Raw genomic sequence first — 15,211 nt, forward strand, 5'->3', positions numbered from 1 at the left:
ACGTTTCCGGTACGCGTGACCCCGCCCCGTCCGATCGGGGCCGTTCCGTCCGGGCCGCGCGAGCCCGGCGACACTCCGGCCGGTGCCGCGCCCGCCGGGCGAAGATCAGTGGTCCCGCGAACCCCGGCGCGTACCGCGCGAGCCGGTCAGCGACCGGACGTCGCGGGGTACGACACCGCGGTCACCACCAGCCCGTTCCCGATCAGGTAGCGACCGTGCAGGGCCGGGAACGGCGCGTCCACCAGCAGCCGGGCCGTGAAGGCGCCCGCGGCCGGGTCGACGGTCAGCGCCGCCTCCTCGAAGCCGAGCCAGCGCCCGGTGATCGGGAACCACGCCTTGTACACCGACTCCTTGGCGCTGAACAGCAACCGGTCCCAGTGCACCGACGGATCCTTCCCGGACAGCTCGGCGAGGTGCTCGACATCACCGGGGGCGGTGACCGAGTCGATCACCCGGGGCGGCAACGGTGCGTGCGGCTCGGCGTCGATGCCGACGGCCGCCAGGTCGGCGGCCCGGGCCACGGCCGCACCACGGAACCCGGCGCAGTGCGTGAGGCTGCCGACCACGCCGTCCGGCCAGAGCGGCTCACGGCGGGGGCCGCTGCGGATCGGCGCGGGCCGGACGCCGAGCCCGGCCAGCGCCTCGCGGGCGCAGCGGCGGGTGGTGACGAACTCCCGGCGGCGGCCGGCGACCGCTTTGGCGATCATGTCCTCCTCGCCCGCGAAGCACGGTTCGTCCTCCCGGTCGGCGTACGCCTCGGCGGTGACCACCGGCAGGGGCAAAAGGATGTCCAGCACGTACCGGAGTGTCCCACCCCCACCGGGCGGCTCCGGCGGGGGTGGGACGGGAGACGGCGTCAACGATCCGTCCGCTGTCTGTGGACACCGATCATCAACGGCCACACCGCCGTGTGGCCACCGTTCTCGGTCATGGAACGTTCCAGTTCGCCGAGCCAGACGTCCCGTTCCGGCTCGGTGACGAGACCCAGCGAGACCGCGGCGGGCGCGACACTGCGGTAGGTCGCGGCCAGCATCCCGCCGGCCGCGCGCATCGGCTCCATCCGGCCGGCCACCTCGATCCCGTCCGGCTCGCCCACGCCCGCCGCCGCGAACAGGCCGGGCAGCCGGCGGCCGAGCCGTACGTCCTTGCCGGTCGCGGTGAACGTGCCGAGGAAGACCCGCCGCCACTCCTCCACCACGGCCAGCTCCGGCTCCACCGCGACCGCGGTCAGGTCGTAGTCCTGCACGACCAGGTGGCCGCCCGGCGCCGTCCACTCCCACAACCGGCGCAGGACGGCCACCGGATCGGTCATGTGCAGCAGCAGGAGCCGCGCGAAGACCAGGTCGTACCGGCCCGGCGTGAGGTCGCCGTCCTCGACGTCGCCGGCCAGGAACGAGCACTGCGAGTGGCCCGCCCCGCGCAGCATGCCGACTGCCGCGGCGCCGACCCCCGTGTCCCGGTCGATCCCGGTGACCCGGCCGTCCGGGCCGACCCGCTCGGCCATCAGCCGCATCGTCTCGCCCGGCCCGCACCCCACGTCCAGGCAACGGCCGCCGGGCCGAACCCCGGCACGGTCCAGCAGGTCCGCGCTCGCCCGTTCCCAGACCCGGGCCTGGGCTCGCAACCGCTCGTACTCGGCCGCCGAACGCCCCAGCAGGTAGTCGGTGGTGGTCATGATGTCCTCCCGGATGTCGGTGTGATGACCCCAGGCTGGCGCGTCCCGCCGGACCGGCTCATCGTGGAACGACTACTGAGGTTTTCCACGGAGCGAGCGATGACCCGGAGGCTGTGGGGGCGCGAGGCGGAACTGTCGGCGCTGACCGGCGGCATCGCCACGGCCACCGCCGGTCCGGGTGGCCTGATCGCCGTCGAAGGGCCGGCCGGGATCGGTAAGACAGCCCTGCTCGACGCGGTCGCCACCGGTTCGCCGGGCCGGATCGTGCTGCGGGCCCGGGGCAACCCCATCGAGCAGGACTTCCCGTACGGCGTGGCCCGGCAGGCCTTCGCCCCACTGCTCGGCGGCCCGGACTGGGCGGACGCCTGCCGGGGCCCGGCCGGGCACGCCGCCCGCGTACTCGGAGCCGACCCGTCTGACGCCCCCACACTCGGCACCGGCCCGGCGGGTGTCGGGCACACCGTCGAGGCGATGCACGCGGCCACCCACGCGCTGTTCTGGCTCACGGCTCACCTCGCGGCACGCGCCCCGGTGGTGCTGTGTGTGGACGACGCGCACTGGGCCGACCCGCCCTCACTGCGCTGGCTGGTGGCGCTGTCCCGGCGGATCGACGCGTTTCCGGCGGTGACCGTCCTGGCGATCCGCTCCGGCGAACCGGCCGCCGACCCGATGCTGCTCGGCGAGTTGCTGTCCGCCGCCACGACGGCACCGATCCGGCCCGGACCGCTCGACCGGATCGCCACCGCGGAGCTGATCCGGGAGATCCTGCCGTCCGCCACCGGCGAACTCATCCGGGACTGCCACGCCGCCGCGGGCGGCAACCCGTTCCTGATCCGGATGCTGGCCGAGGACGACCGGACAACCCCTTCCACCGGTACGGCGGGAATCGCCCGCTGGGTGGAACAGCGCCTGCGCCGGCTGCCGTCCGGCGCCACCGGCCTCGCCCACGCCCTGGCCCTGCTGGGGCCGGGCGCCACCCAGCGGCACGCGGCGAACCTGGCCGGGATCACCCCGGAGCAGGCCGCCGTGCTGAGCGACGCCATGCGGGCGGCCGGCCTGCTCCAACCGGACGGCGCCCCGTGCCTGGCTCATCCGATCGTCGCGGCCGCCCTCCACGACGGCATGGGCCCGGGCATACGCGCACTGTGGCACGCCCGGGCCGCCCGCCTGCTCGCCACCGGAACCGGCGCCCCGAAACAGACCGTCCGCGAACCCGCCGCTTCAAACCGGACCACCCGCGGACCCGCCGCTCCAGAACGGACCACCCGCGAACCCGCCACTCCAGAACAGGCCGCCCGCGAACCCGGTGACCCGGAACGGGCCGCACTGCACCTGCTGCACGCCGAACCGGCCGGTGACGCCTTCGCCGTCGCGGTGCTGCGCGCCGCGGCCCGGCACGCCACCGCGCGGGGTGCGCCGGAGGCCGCCGCCACCTTCCTGCGCCGTGCCCTGGACGAGCCGTCCGGCGATCCCGCGATCCGGCTCGAACTGTCACTGGCGCTGGCCGCCGGACGCCAGTCGGGCGTACCCGGTCTGGCCCGCGAGGTGGTCGCCGGCATCACCGACGCCGCCGACCGCGCCGACGCCGCGCTGCGATGCGGCCGGGCGCTGGCGCTGGCCGGCGACCTGTCCGCCGCCGACGGCCTCTACCGGCTCGTCCTGGACCGGCCCGCCGGCGTCCCGGTGGAGACGCTGGCCCGGCTGGAGGCCGAACAGGCCGCCGTCTCCGTCCCGGACAGCCGAAACCGAAGAACCCGGACACCGTCCGCGGGAGGAGACGTACCGTCCCCGCAAACACCTCGGCCAGAGACCGGGGCGGCGGCGCGGGCCGGCGGTGGGCCACAGTTGTGGCGGGTGCACGCGGTGGCCGAGGCGACGTTCGCCGGCCGGCCGCCCGCCGAGTGCCTGGCTCTGCTGGCGCCGGTGCTGGACGACGGCACGCTGGCCGCCGAGACCGACTCGCTGCTGCCCACGGTCGCCGCGATCATGTTGATCGCCTCCGGGGAACTGGACCGGGCGCGGAGCATCAGCGACACCATGATCGCCGGAGCGCTGGAGCGGGGCTGGATGAGTGCCGTGGCGCACGGCCGGTTCCTGCGGGCTCTCACGCTGTTGCCGGCCGCCGCGGTCCGGGACGCCGCCGTGGAGTCCCGCGCCGCCCTGGACTTCAAGCTGACCACCGGCACCACCCCGGCGGCGGCGCTGCTGTGGGCGCTGGTCCCGCTGGTGGAGTCGCTCACCGAAGCGGGCCGCCCGGCCGAGGCGGAGGCCGCGATCGACGCCGCCGGGATCGGGGAGCCCCCTCCGTACGCTCTGACCGCGCCGATGTTCCTCCAGGTCCGGGCCCGGTTGCGGCTCGGCCGGGACCGCCCCGCCGAGGCGCTCGCCGACCTGCTCGAGGCCGCCGACCGGTGGGCCGCGTTCCCGGTCGCCCATCCGGTGCTGGCGTCCTGGCCGGCCGACGCGGTCCGGGCGTATCTCGCGACCGGCCGGGCCGGGGACGCGCGCCGCACCGCGGCCACCTATCTGGAGTCGGCCGAGCGGACCGGTGTCCCGGATGCGCTCGGCGGGGCGCTCCGGGCGTACGCGCTGGTGGTCTCCGGCCGCCGCCGGATCGACCTGCTCGAGCGGGCCGTCCGGGTCACCGCCGGCACGACGGCCCGGCTTCAGCACACCCGTGCCCTGTACGACCTGGGTTGCGCGCTACGCCGAATCAACCAGCGGACCGCGGCCCGGGCCCCGCTGGCCGCCGCTCTGGAGATCGCCGACGCGGGCGGGGCGGATCGGCTGGCCGGGCTGGCCCGTGCCGAGCTGCGTGCGGCCGGGGCGCGTCCCCGAAGGGCCGCGTTGCACGGCGTGGCGGCGCTCACCGACGCGGAACGCCGGGTCGCCGGTCTCGCCGCGCACGGGCTCACGAACCGGCAGATCTCCGACCGGTTGACGCTCAGCCGGCGAACCGTGGAGACCCATCTGGCGCACACCTACCGGAAGCTCGCGATCAGGTCCCGAACCGAACTCGCCGACGCGCTCGGACAATGACGTTCCAGAAGAGCGGTCATCGGAAACGTCAGGCGGGCACAATGGCGGCATGGATCTTCGACAGGGCATCGGTCTCCGCAAACTGGGCAAGACCGCCGATGATTTCCAGCAGGACCTGTTGAGCAACCTCTTCTATCGGCGCGGCACGACAGTGGAGTCGGCCAGCGCGCGGGATGCGTACGAGACGCTGTCTCTGACGGTGCGCGACAGGCTCGCCGAGCGGCGGTCCCGCACCGCGGCCGCACACTTCGCGACCAACCCCAGATGGGTCTACTACCTCTCCGCGGAGTACCTGCTCGGCGCGCAGCTCGAACAGAACCTGCTCTACTCCGGGACCGGCGAGCTGGCCGCCGACGCGGTCAAGGCGCTCGGCTTCACCTTGGAGGACCTCGAGGAGCTCGACATCGAGCCGGGCCTCGGCAACGGCGGCCTGGGCCGGCTCGCGGCCTGCCTGGTCGACTCGTTGGCCACCCGGGACATCCCGGCGGTCGGTTACGGCATCCGCTACGACTTCGGCATCTTCCGCCAGATCATCACCGAGGAGGGGCAGACCGAGCGCCCCGACGACTGGGCCTTCCAGGGCAATCCGTGGGAGTTCCCGGCTCCCGACGACCGGCAGACGGTCGGCTTCTACGGGCACACCGAGCCGGTCCCCGGCTCGCAGACCCGCAAGCGCTGGGTGCCGGGGGAGATCGTGCTCGGCGAGCCCAGCCACATGCTGGTTCCCGGCTACGGCACCGAGACGGTCAACATCGTCCGGCTGTGGCGGGCCCGGGGCAGCGAGGCGTCCTTCGACCTGAGCCGGTTCTCCGCCGGGCAGTACGCCGAGGCCGTGCAGGAGGCGGTGCGCGCCGAGAACATCAGCAAGGTCCTCTACCCCGACGACAGCACCGAGCTGGGCCGCGAGCTGCGGCTGAAGCAGCAGTACTTCCTGGTGTCCTGCTCGTTGCGGGACATCATCCGCCGGTTCCGGCTGCGTAACGAGGGCTGGGCGCAGTTCGCCGACAAGACGGTCATTCAGCTCAACGACACCCATCCGACGATCGCCATCGCCGAGTTGATGCGGCTGCTCGTCGACGAGTACGAGGTGGAGTGGGAGGAGGCCTGGTCGATCACCCGGCGGACGTTCGCGTACACCTGCCACACCCTGCTGCCGGAGGCGCTGGAGACGTGGCCGGTGCACATGTTCGAGCGCCTGCTCCCCCGGCACCTGGAGATCATCTATCTGATCAACATGCTGTTCCTGCGCGAGGTCGAGGCCCGGTTCCCGGGGGACCCCGACCGTCTGCGCCGCATGTCGATCATCGGGGAGGGGCCGGAGCGCCGGGTCCGGATGGCGCATCTCGCGGTGGTCGGCACGGAGGCCGTCAACGGCGTGGCCGAACTGCATTCCAAGCTGCTGCGCGAGACCGTGCTGAACGACTTCGCCGATCTGTGGCCGGCCAAGTTCCAGAACGTGACGAACGGGATCTCGCCCCGCCGGTTCGTCCGGCTCGCCAACCCGCGCCTGTCCGACCTGATCACCGAGGGGCTGGGCGGCGACGGCTGGCTCAACGACCTGGAACAGCTCGCCGGCCTGGAGTCGCTCGCCGACGACGCGTCGTTCGTGGAGCGCTGGCGGGCGATCAAGCGGGACAACAAGGTGAGACTGGCGGTCGGCGACCCGGACTCGCTCACCGACGTGATGATCAAGCGGTTCCACGAGTACAAGCGGCAGCAGCTCAAGATCCTCCACGTGCTCGCCATGTACCACCGGATCCGCGCCGATCCGAGCGGCGACTGGGTGCCGCGCACCGTGCTGTTCGCCGGGAAGGCGGCGCCGGCGTACCACGCGGCGAAGGACATCATCCGGCTGATCGCCACGGTCGGGGCCCGGATCGCCGAGGATTCGGTCGTCTCCCCGTACCTCAAAGTGGTCTTCCCGGAGAACTACAACGTCACCCTGGCCGAGCGCATCATCCCGGCGGCCGACCTCAGCGAGCAGATCTCGCTGGCCGGCAAGGAGGCGTCCGGCACCGGCAACATGAAGCTGGCCCTCAACGGCGCGATCACCATCGGCACGCTGGACGGCGCCAACATCGAGATCCGGGCCCGGGTCGGGGCGGAGAACTTCTTCCTCTTCGGCATGGACGCGTACCAGGCCGCCAACGCCCACCGGCAGGGTTACAGCCCGTGGGCGTACTACGAGGCCGACGGGGAGCTGCGGGCCGCCCTCGACGCGCTGCGCGACGGCACATTCGGCGAGGTGGGACAGCGGGTCGCCGGGTCGCTTCTGGACCGTGACGAGTACCTCACGCTCGCCGACTTCCGCTCCTACATGGAGACTCAGGACGAGGTGGACCGGACCTGGCGCGACCAGAACCGGTGGTCGCGCATGTCGATCCTCAACACGGCGCACAGCGGCTTCTTCAGCTCGGACCGCACGATCGCCGACTACGCGGCCCGGATCTGGCGGGTCGAGCCCGTGCCGGTCCCCCGGGAGGACTGAAAGACCAGAGGGGTACGGGGGCGGATCTCACCACGGGATCCGCCCCCGTCGCACGTGACCGCCTCCGCGGAATGCCGGCGGCGGACGGAAAACGGATGATATCCGCGTCTCACCGGCCGAACGGTTCTTGCCGGGAGTCTGCCAAGATCTCTAACGTCGTCCGGTCCGGTCCGAAGCAGGAGGTGCCCGCCAGTGCGCGACGACGCGTTCCGCGCGTATTTCGAGCGGCATCACGCCTCGCTGTCACGTCTGGCGTACCTGATGACCGGCGAGTCGCAGGTCGCCGACGATCTGGCCGCAGACGCGCTGACCGAGGTGTGGCGGCACTGGGACCGGGTCGACGCGGCCGACGACCCGGTGGCGTACGGTCACGGCATCGTGATGAACCTGTCCCGCCAGTGGGTGCGCCGGCGCGGGCGGGAACGCCTGTTGTCGTTCGAGTCGCTGCGGCGCGGCCGTGACGCCGACGTGCCGGCCGTCCTCGACGTACGCGGGGCGCTACGCCGCCTGCCGCACCGGCGACGCGCCTGCGTGGTTCTGCGATACGCCTTCGACCTGCCGGAACGCGAGGTCGCCGCGATCCTCGGCATCTCCGTCGGCGCGGTGAAGAGCTCGACCTCTCGCGGCGCGAAGCAACTTGCCGAACTATTGGGTGACCACGTTCGCATCGAGGGCTGGGAGGCGGCGCGATGAGGCTCTCCGACGACCGGTTGCGTGCCGCCCTGCGTGCCGAGGCGGCGGCGCACCGGCCCGACCGCGAGGCGATGCTGGACCGCATCACCACGGCCGCCATGCGGGACACCGGCGCCGGCCACCGCCGCGCCGCCCGCCGTGGCCCGCGCGTACGGATGGCGGGCGTGGTGGCCGCCGTGGTCGTCATCTTCGGCGGCGGTGGCGTCGGCACGTGGGCGCTGGCCAACTCGATCGACCGCGACGAGCCGGACCCGGCCCCCACGGCAGCCCCCGCCACGACCACCGCCACCCCGGACGCCACCACCCCCGCGAGCGTCACCCCGACGACCCGGGCCACCTCGAAACCCGCGCCCACCCGGACGGCGCCCACCCGCAAGCCGTCGTCCGCGGCCCCGTCGCCGTCCCCGGTCAAGGGCGGGCCCGGCAACACCCGGGTGCGGCAGGGCCCGCTCTGGTCGGACGGCTCCGTCGACCCGGACAGCGGCGACACCTCGGGCGCGTCGATCGTCACCGTGAAGACCGCTGAGGACCTGGCCGCCTTCGAAGTGGTGATCCGGGTGGCCCGCACCGGCGGGCTGATCTCCCGGGGCGGCACCAAGTCGACGCCGGGCGCCTCGGTGACGACCACGGTGATCGAGGAGGCGGACGCGATCCTCTACCGCTTCACCCTCTCCTCGGCGGACACGCTGACCCCCGGCACGTACACCTTCACGGCGAAGTACGGCTACCCGTCCGGAGGCCGCGACGCCGGCGGCGACACCTACGAGGCGATCGCGACCACCGCCGCGACCGAGTCCCTGAACGTCTACGGCAACTTCTACCCCACCGACTAGCCTCTTTCGGTCGCGCCGAACTCCTCAACCGGCCGCTCCCGCTGCCGATCTGGCGCTCGAACGAAACCGGGACGCTTCCTTGGTGTCCCCGCCATGCGGCACGGAAGCTTTCGGGAGCGGGCGTTGGGCAGCGAACAACAGCGGGAGAAGGATGACAACGGCTTCAGCGTCGTCGAGATGCTGGTCGCTCTGGTCGTGCTGTCCATCACGATGCTGGCCGGCGCGCCCTTCTTCGTGCAGAGCCTGACGATCGTCAACAAGCAACGCAACATGCAGGCCGCGATCCAGCTCGCCAACACCGCCATGGAACACGTACGAGGGCTCAGGGGCAGCTCGCTGCTCACCGGTCGCAGTCTCAAGGCCACCCAGGCACAGTTCGACGCCGCGCCCGCCTCGGTCAAGCCCTATCTGACCCAGATGAAGGTCGCCGGCGACCCGGTGATCCAGGACCCCACCTCGACGGTGGGTGCGACCGCGCCGATCTCGACGGCGGCCCAGAAGGTCACGGTCGACGGCATCACCTTCACCCAGAACATCTACGTCGGCAACTGCGAGGTCTACCTCACCGGGACCAGCACCGAGTGCGTGTACCCGAAGGCCGCCACCATCGACACCACCAAGGTCCTGCAATTCTTCCGCGTGGTCGTACTGGTGACGTGGCCGCACGCCTCCTGCCGGACCACCGACGGCCGGTGCGCCTACATCTCCACCACACTGGTGTCCCGCGCCTCCGAGCCGACCTTCGACTTCAACCGTCCCTCGCCGCAGGTGCTGGAGAACAACCCGACCTGGTACGTGGGCGACACCGACGTCTCTTATCAGATGGCGGCTCGCGGTGGCCAGCTTCCGAACACGTGGACGGTCAGCTCTCTCCCGCCCGGTCTCACCATGAACAGCGCAGGCCTGATCAGTGGGATCCCCACCACCGCCGTGGTGCTGAACGCGACGGCCACGGTCACCGACAAGTACAACCGCAACAACAGCGCGGCGGTCAAGTTCACCGTGGTCAGGCCACCGACCGTGAGCATGCCGGCGAACACCACCAGCCAGGTCGGCAAGACGGTGGCGCTGAAGGCGACCGCCGCGAACGGCGTGCCGGCGTACAAGTCCTACGAGGTGGAGAACCTGCCGCTCGGCCTGACGTTCGACACGGCGACCGGTGCGATCGGCGGCGCCCCGGCCACCCCGGGGACCTACCTGGTGACGGTCACGGTGACCGACGCCAACAATCGGACGGGTACCGGCACCTACACCCATGTCGTCCTGCCGTCTCTCGTTCTGGGCGCCCTGGCCGACCAGAACCTCACGCTGACCTCACAGCTCGACGTCACCGCGACGGCCTCCGGCGGCGACGGCGTCTACACCTTCAGCGCCGTCGGTCTGCCCCCGGGGCCGGCGATCAGGGTGCGGGACGGCGTCGTATCGGGCCGGTCCACCGCGACCGGCCGGTTCCAGCCCACGATCACCGTCACCGACGGAACGGGCGCCACGGCCAGCCGGCAGTTCGTGATCATCGTGGACGGCAGCGGCACGCTGAAGTTCACCGCGCCCAGTCTCACCGCGCCCGACCAGAGCACGAAGTTGCTGAACGCGGCGAGCTTGAGCCTGGTCACGAACGCAAGTCAGCTGATTCCGGTGCCCACGGTCACGATGACGGTCACCGGCCTGCCGCCGGGTCTCACGTTCAACGCCTCGACCCGGGTCATCTCCGGGACACCCAGCGCGGCCGGTATCTATCACGTCACCGCCACCGCGACCAGCCAGACGCCGCCGGCCACCAGCATCCTCAACTTCACCTGGACGGTCACAGCATGAGCGACGACAGGCAGGACGACCACGGCTTCTCCCTGATCGACGTCCTCGTCGCCACCTCGATCATGTCGGTGATCATGGTGATGGCCACCGGCGCGGTCCTGGAGATCTACTCCAACGTCAACCGGACCGAGGGCATCACCTTCGCCCGCGAGCAGATCGGCAACAGTTTCCGGCGGCTCGACAAGGAACTGCGCTACGCGAGCTGGGTGTCGACGCCGGGCCAGGTGAACGGCGGCTGGTACCTGGAGTGGGCCACCTCGTCCGACGACTGCCGCCAGCTCGTCTTCAAGGACCGGGTGCTGATTCAGAAGACCTGGAAGATGGTGGCCGGCGCCGTGCCGGGATCGCCGACCACCATCGCCACCGATCTGGTCCCGACGGGAAGCACCGCGCCGTTCACCCTCTACCAGCCGGGCGACCGGCCGTACGCCTCGGCCACCCCGAACAGCAGCGGCGTCGGCGCCAACTACGAGCTGGAGCACGCCCAGGTGCGGCTCCGGTTCACCGGCCGGATCGGCACCACCAGCCTTCCGCTGGACGTGCTCTTCACCGCCCGCAACACCAACCGCAACACGTCGACTCTCAGCGACTGCAGCAAGGGAAGGCCGACCTGATGAAACGTTCGCTCCGGCTCGACGACCGCGGGTCGATGCCACTGACGATGCTGGTCGTCACGGTCGTCCTCGCCCTCTCGGCCACCCTGGCGCCGATCGTCATGCGGCAGATCGAGTCCACCCAGGTCTATGACGAGCGGAACGTCGCGCTCGACGCCGCCCAGGCCGGCCTGGATGTGATGATGGCCCGGGTCCGTGCGGCCGCGGACGACGAACAGAACGGTTACCTGGAGAACCTGCCGCCGTGCAAGATGTCCGGGACCGCGGGCCTCAATGCCGCCGGCGAGCAGATGTCGTACACCGTGTCGGTGCTCTACCGGGACCAGGACGGTAAGGAGACCACCAACTGCACGGTCAACGACGTGCCCGCCACCGCGGTCGTCACCGCCGTCGGCACCAACGGGCCGGTGACGCGAACCCTCACCGCCACCTACGTCTTCACCACCAGCAACACGAACATCCCCGGCGGCCGCATCAAGATCAAGAGCGCGCCCGCCGGCCTGGGCGATCAGTGCCTCGACGCCGGTTCCGCCAAGAGCCCGGCGTCCGGCACCGTGGTCACCGCACGCAAGTGCAACGGCAGCAGCCAGCAGCAGTTCGGCTACACCCCCGACCTGTACCTCAAACTGATCCACTCGGAGACGTCCTCCGCGCCGTCCGGAATGTGCCTCTTCGCACAGGCCTCCCGCACGAACGGCACTCCGATCATCTTCCGGCCGTGCCCCACCGTCCGGAACCGGCTGTACCAGTGGGCTCTGGACGGCAACAGTCTCTTCCACGCCACCAACGCGGACATCAAATCGGACTCGAGTTTCTGCATGAACGTCAAGTCCCCCACCTCGGCCGTCGACCGGGCGGTGGTCCTCGACGGCTGTGGCGTCACCGACGACAAGACCGTGTGGTACGCCGCTCCGGGCGTGGGCGCCGGCATGGCCGGCGACGCCACCAACCAGCTCGTCAACTACAAGCAGTTCAGCCGCTGTCTCGACGTCACGAGCAAGAAGACCGACTCGAAATACATGATTGCCTGGTTCTGCAAGCAGGATCCCGGCGCGCTGGTCGACTTCAACCAGCAGTGGGTCCACCCGGTGCCGGTGCTGCCGGCAATCTTGAAGTCGGGGCCGATCGTCGTCAACAACTACAGCGCCAACAGCAACAGCAACAGCGTGGTCTACGACAGCGCCGGCAAAATCATCGACATCAGCAGCAAGGACTACTGCCTGACGTCGCCGGGCACCGCCACCGCGACCTCCTGGGTGACGGTGACCAACTGCCCGAACGCGGCGTCCAAGACGCAGCCCACCGTGACCTGGACCGTCTATCACGACACCGGCGACTACGGCACCAGCTACCGGATCATGGACTACAAGGGCAACTGCCTGCAGCCCACCAGCCAGGACAGCAAGGACCCGGAAGACTTCCACGGTGACGGCACCAGCAAGGTCAAGGTCGCCGTGTGCGACACGTCGGACCTGCAGAAGTGGAACGCGCCGGCGAACATCAACCAGCCCACGCCGCTGATCGAGCTGGCCGAGAAGTAGCCCGCCGATCCCGTACGGGTCAGCCGGTGCGATCCGCGATGTAGTGGCAGAGCTGCTCCAGCGTCTGCCGGGCGGCGCAGGCGGGCAGGGTGGCGACGCTGTGGCGGGCCGCCTCGGCGTATCCGTGCACGGTCTCCCGGGCCTGTTTGAGGGCCGCCGACTCGCGGAGCAGGGCGAGCGCCTCGGCGTGCTCCTCATCGTCGGTGAGGGGGCCTTTGCTGAGCAGTTCCCGCAGGCGGGGGCCGGCCGCGGACGGATCGGACAGGGCGTAGAGCATCGGCAGGGTGGGTACGCCCTCGCGCAGGTCGGTGCCGGGAGTCTTGCCGGACTGGGCCGATTCGGAGGCGATGTCCAGTACGTCGTCGGAGAGCTGGAAGGCGATCCCGATCGCGGTGCCGAACTCGGCGAGCGTCGTCACGTGCCCGGCGGGCAGGCCGCCGAAGAGGCCGCCGAACCGGGCCGAGGTGGCGATCAGCGAGGCCGTCTTGTCCTCGATGGCGCGCAGATGGTGCCGGATCGGGTCGCCGCCGCGCGGGCCGACCGTCTCGGCGAGCTGGCCGCGGACCAGCTGGGACAGGGTGGCGGCCTGCAGCCGTACGGCCTCGTCGCCCAGGCCGGCGGCCAACGACGCGGCCCGGGCGAGCAGGAAGTCGCCGACGTAGACGGCCAGCCGGTTGCTCCACCGCGAGTTGGCGCTGGCCGTGCCGCGCCGCAGCGACGCCTCGTCCATCACGTCGTCGTGGTACAGGGTGGCCAGGTGGGTCAGCTCCATGAGCACCGCCGACGGCAGCAGTTCGGGCCGTCCCGGATCGCCGAACTGGGCGCACAGCGCCACCATCATCGGGCGGAACCGTTTGCCGCCGGCTCGCACCAGGTGCGCCGCGACCTCGTCGATCAGCGGGTCGTTGCTGGCCACCGCGGCGTACAGCCCGGTCTCCACCTCCGTCAGGAAGTCCGAGACGCCGTCCCGGACGGACGGATCGACGAGGTCACTGAGTCCCGGTATCGCGGCCGCCATGATCAAGAGGCTAGATCAACCGACTGGGAGCCCGCTGATCAGGTCCGCGGTGCAGAATCAGCATATGACCGTCACCGATCCGCTCGACCTGATCGACATCGACAGCCTGCTCAGCGACGAGGAGCGGCAGATCCGCGAGACGGTGGCCCGTTTCGTGGCCGAGCACGTCCGGCCGAACGTCGCGGGCTGGTTCGAGAACGGCACCTTCCCCCGCGAGCTGGCGCCGGAGCTGGGCAAACTCGGGGTCCTCGGCATGCACCTGGAGGGTTACGGCTGCGCCGGGACGAGCGCGGTGGCGTACGGCCTGGCCTGCCTGGAACTGGAGGGCGGCGACTCCGGGCTGCGCAGTTTCGTCTCGGTGCAGGGCTCGCTAGCGATGTTCTCGATCTGGAAGTACGGGTCCGAGGAGCAGCGGCAGGAGTGGCTGCCCCGGATGGCGGCCGGCGAGGCGATCGGCTGTTTCGGCCTGACCGAGCCGGACTTCGGCAGCGACCCGGCGAACATGCGCACCCGGGCGGTCCGCGACGGCGACGACTGGGTTCTGACCGGCTCCAAGATGTGGATCACCAACGGCAGCATCGCCGACGTGGCGACCGTCTGGGCGCAGACCGAGGACGGCATCCGCGGCTTCCTGGTGCCGAGGGGCACGCCCGGCTTCACCACCCAGACGATCAAGCAGAAGCTGTCGCTGCGCGCGTCGATCACCGGCGAGCTGTCTCTCGACGAGGTCCGTCTGCCCGCTTCGGCCATGCTGCCCGGGGCGGCCGGCCTGGGCGCCCCGCTGAGCTGCCTGAGCGAGGCCCGGTTCGGCATCGTCTTCGGCTCGGTCGGCGCCGCCCTGGACTCGCTGCGCACCACGATCGACTACGCGAACACGCGCGTCCAGTTCGGCAAGCCGATCGCCGCTTTCCAGCTCACCCAGGGCAAGCTCGCGAACATGGCGGTCGACCTGAGCACCTCCGCCCTGCTCGCCCTGCACCTGGGCCGGCTCAAGGACGCCGGGCGGATCAGGCCGCACCAGATCAGCGTGGGCAAGCTCAACAACGTGCGCACGGCGCTGGCGATCGCCCGCGAGTGCCGCAGCATCCTGGGCGGCAGCGGCATCACCCTGGAGTACTCCCCCTTGCGGCACGCCAACAATCTCGAGTCGGTCGTCACCTACGAGGGCACCTCGGAGATCCACACGCTGGTGATCGGCCAAACGCTCACCGGCCACTCCGCCTACCGATAAAGCCCTTTCTCCGGTACGGCGTGCCCCGTCCACAACCGCATTCCGCCTGCTCCGCGGCGCCCGCGCGATCTCGCCGCCGGGTCACGCCGGTGCCGCGGCCCCCGGGCTGAGATCGGTGGTCCGGCTGGGCGTCAGCGCTGACGCTGCTGGCTAAATCGCCCGCCCGCCGGGCGGGGGCGCACAGCGCACCGACGGTGTGCCCCCGAGCACCGCTGTGACACTCGTGAGCGACCGCGCAGGGCCCTGCGTGCGTGCCGATTCGCT

The 15,211-nt window shown here is 71.2% G+C and carries 11 protein-coding genes; 8 read left to right on the forward strand and 3 right to left on the reverse strand.

Features of this window, described 5'->3' with window-relative positions; all coding sequences use genetic code 11:
• Positions 1-146: 146 nt before the first annotated feature.
• Both AB0I88_RS12275 and AB0I88_RS12280 read right to left on the reverse strand, forming a co-directional pair.
• The gene (locus AB0I88_RS12275; RefSeq protein ID WP_361021803.1) at positions 147-797 is read right to left on the reverse strand and encodes a 4'-phosphopantetheinyl transferase superfamily protein; all 651 of its coding nucleotides are present in this window, start codon (positions 795-797) and stop codon (positions 147-149) included.
• A 59-nt stretch (positions 798-856) separates the two neighbouring features.
• Positions 857-1,675, reverse strand: a complete 819-nt coding sequence (locus AB0I88_RS12280) for a methyltransferase domain-containing protein (protein WP_361021806.1) — start codon at positions 1,673-1,675, stop codon at positions 857-859.
• Between the two features lie 99 nt (positions 1,676-1,774).
• Here AB0I88_RS12280 and AB0I88_RS12285 point away from each other — a divergent pair, with 99 nt between their 5' ends.
• The 7 genes from AB0I88_RS12285 to AB0I88_RS12315 all read left to right on the forward strand — a co-directional run bounded on the left by AB0I88_RS12285 (position 1,775) and on the right by AB0I88_RS12315 (position 12,698).
• Positions 1,775-4,714, forward strand: coding sequence for an AAA family ATPase (locus tag AB0I88_RS12285; protein ID WP_361021809.1), 2,940 nt, complete (start codon positions 1,775-1,777; stop codon positions 4,712-4,714).
• Positions 4,715-4,763: 49 nt separating this feature from the next.
• On the forward strand, positions 4,764-7,202 hold the full coding sequence (locus AB0I88_RS12290; RefSeq protein WP_361021812.1) for a glycogen/starch/alpha-glucan phosphorylase: 2,439 nt from the start codon (positions 4,764-4,766) through the stop codon (positions 7,200-7,202).
• A 192-nt stretch (positions 7,203-7,394) separates the two neighbouring features.
• Entirely contained in the window at positions 7,395-7,895 is a 501-nt protein-coding gene (locus AB0I88_RS12295; RefSeq protein WP_361021815.1) for a SigE family RNA polymerase sigma factor, read from the forward strand.
• On the forward strand, positions 7,892-8,728 hold the full coding sequence (locus AB0I88_RS12300) for a hypothetical protein (protein WP_361021818.1): 837 nt from the start codon (positions 7,892-7,894) through the stop codon (positions 8,726-8,728). The genes AB0I88_RS12295 and AB0I88_RS12300 overlap by 4 nt, the downstream gene beginning before the upstream one ends.
• Positions 8,729-8,851: 123 nt before the next feature.
• Complete coding sequence (locus AB0I88_RS12305; RefSeq protein WP_361021821.1) at positions 8,852-10,543, forward strand: putative Ig domain-containing protein; 1,692 nt, start codon at positions 8,852-8,854, stop codon at positions 10,541-10,543.
• Positions 10,540-11,157 carry a type II secretion system protein gene (locus tag AB0I88_RS12310; RefSeq protein ID WP_361021824.1) on the forward strand — a complete coding sequence of 206 codons (618 nt, stop codon included), beginning with the start codon at positions 10,540-10,542 and terminating at the stop codon, positions 11,155-11,157. The genes AB0I88_RS12305 and AB0I88_RS12310 overlap by 4 nt, the downstream gene beginning before the upstream one ends.
• Positions 11,157-12,698, forward strand: coding sequence for a ricin-type beta-trefoil lectin domain protein (locus tag AB0I88_RS12315; protein ID WP_361021827.1), 1,542 nt, complete (start codon positions 11,157-11,159; stop codon positions 12,696-12,698). Before AB0I88_RS12310 ends, AB0I88_RS12315 begins: the two co-directional genes overlap by 1 nt.
• A gap of 19 nt (positions 12,699-12,717) precedes the next feature.
• On the opposite strand, the gene AB0I88_RS12320 is transcribed toward AB0I88_RS12315, so the two are convergent.
• Positions 12,718-13,716, reverse strand: coding sequence for a polyprenyl synthetase family protein (locus AB0I88_RS12320; protein WP_361021830.1), 999 nt, complete (start codon positions 13,714-13,716; stop codon positions 12,718-12,720).
• A 64-nt stretch (positions 13,717-13,780) separates the two neighbouring features.
• On the opposite strand from AB0I88_RS12320, the gene AB0I88_RS12325 reads away from it, so the two are divergent.
• Positions 13,781-14,947, forward strand: a complete 1,167-nt coding sequence (locus AB0I88_RS12325; RefSeq protein WP_361021833.1) for an acyl-CoA dehydrogenase family protein — start codon at positions 13,781-13,783, stop codon at positions 14,945-14,947.
• Positions 14,948-15,211 lie beyond the last annotated feature (264 nt).

It is taken from the genome of Actinoplanes sp. NPDC049802 (assembly GCF_040656595.1).
Taxonomy (GTDB): domain Bacteria; phylum Actinomycetota; class Actinomycetes; order Mycobacteriales; family Micromonosporaceae; genus Actinoplanes.

What these genes read in the sequence shown, in the direction of transcription:
- AB0I88_RS12280 (WP_361021806.1), bottom strand. Translation starts at nt 1,675, where the DNA reads ATGACCACCACCGACTACCTGCTGGGGCGTTCGGCGGCCGAGTACGAG.
- AB0I88_RS12285 (WP_361021809.1), top strand. Translation starts at nt 1,775, where the DNA reads ATGACCCGGAGGCTGTGGGGGCGCGAGGCGGAACTGTCGGCGCTGACC.
- AB0I88_RS12290 (WP_361021812.1), top strand. Translation starts at nt 4,764, where the DNA reads ATGGATCTTCGACAGGGCATCGGTCTCCGCAAACTGGGCAAGACCGCC.
- AB0I88_RS12300 (WP_361021818.1), top strand. Translation starts at nt 7,892, where the DNA reads ATGAGGCTCTCCGACGACCGGTTGCGTGCCGCCCTGCGTGCCGAGGCG.
- AB0I88_RS12310 (WP_361021824.1), top strand. Translation starts at nt 10,540, where the DNA reads ATGAGCGACGACAGGCAGGACGACCACGGCTTCTCCCTGATCGACGTC.
- AB0I88_RS12315 (WP_361021827.1), top strand. Translation starts at nt 11,157, where the DNA reads ATGAAACGTTCGCTCCGGCTCGACGACCGCGGGTCGATGCCACTGACG.
- AB0I88_RS12320 (WP_361021830.1), bottom strand. Translation starts at nt 13,716, where the DNA reads ATGGCGGCCGCGATACCGGGACTCAGTGACCTCGTCGATCCGTCCGTC.
- AB0I88_RS12325 (WP_361021833.1), top strand. Translation starts at nt 13,781, where the DNA reads ATGACCGTCACCGATCCGCTCGACCTGATCGACATCGACAGCCTGCTC.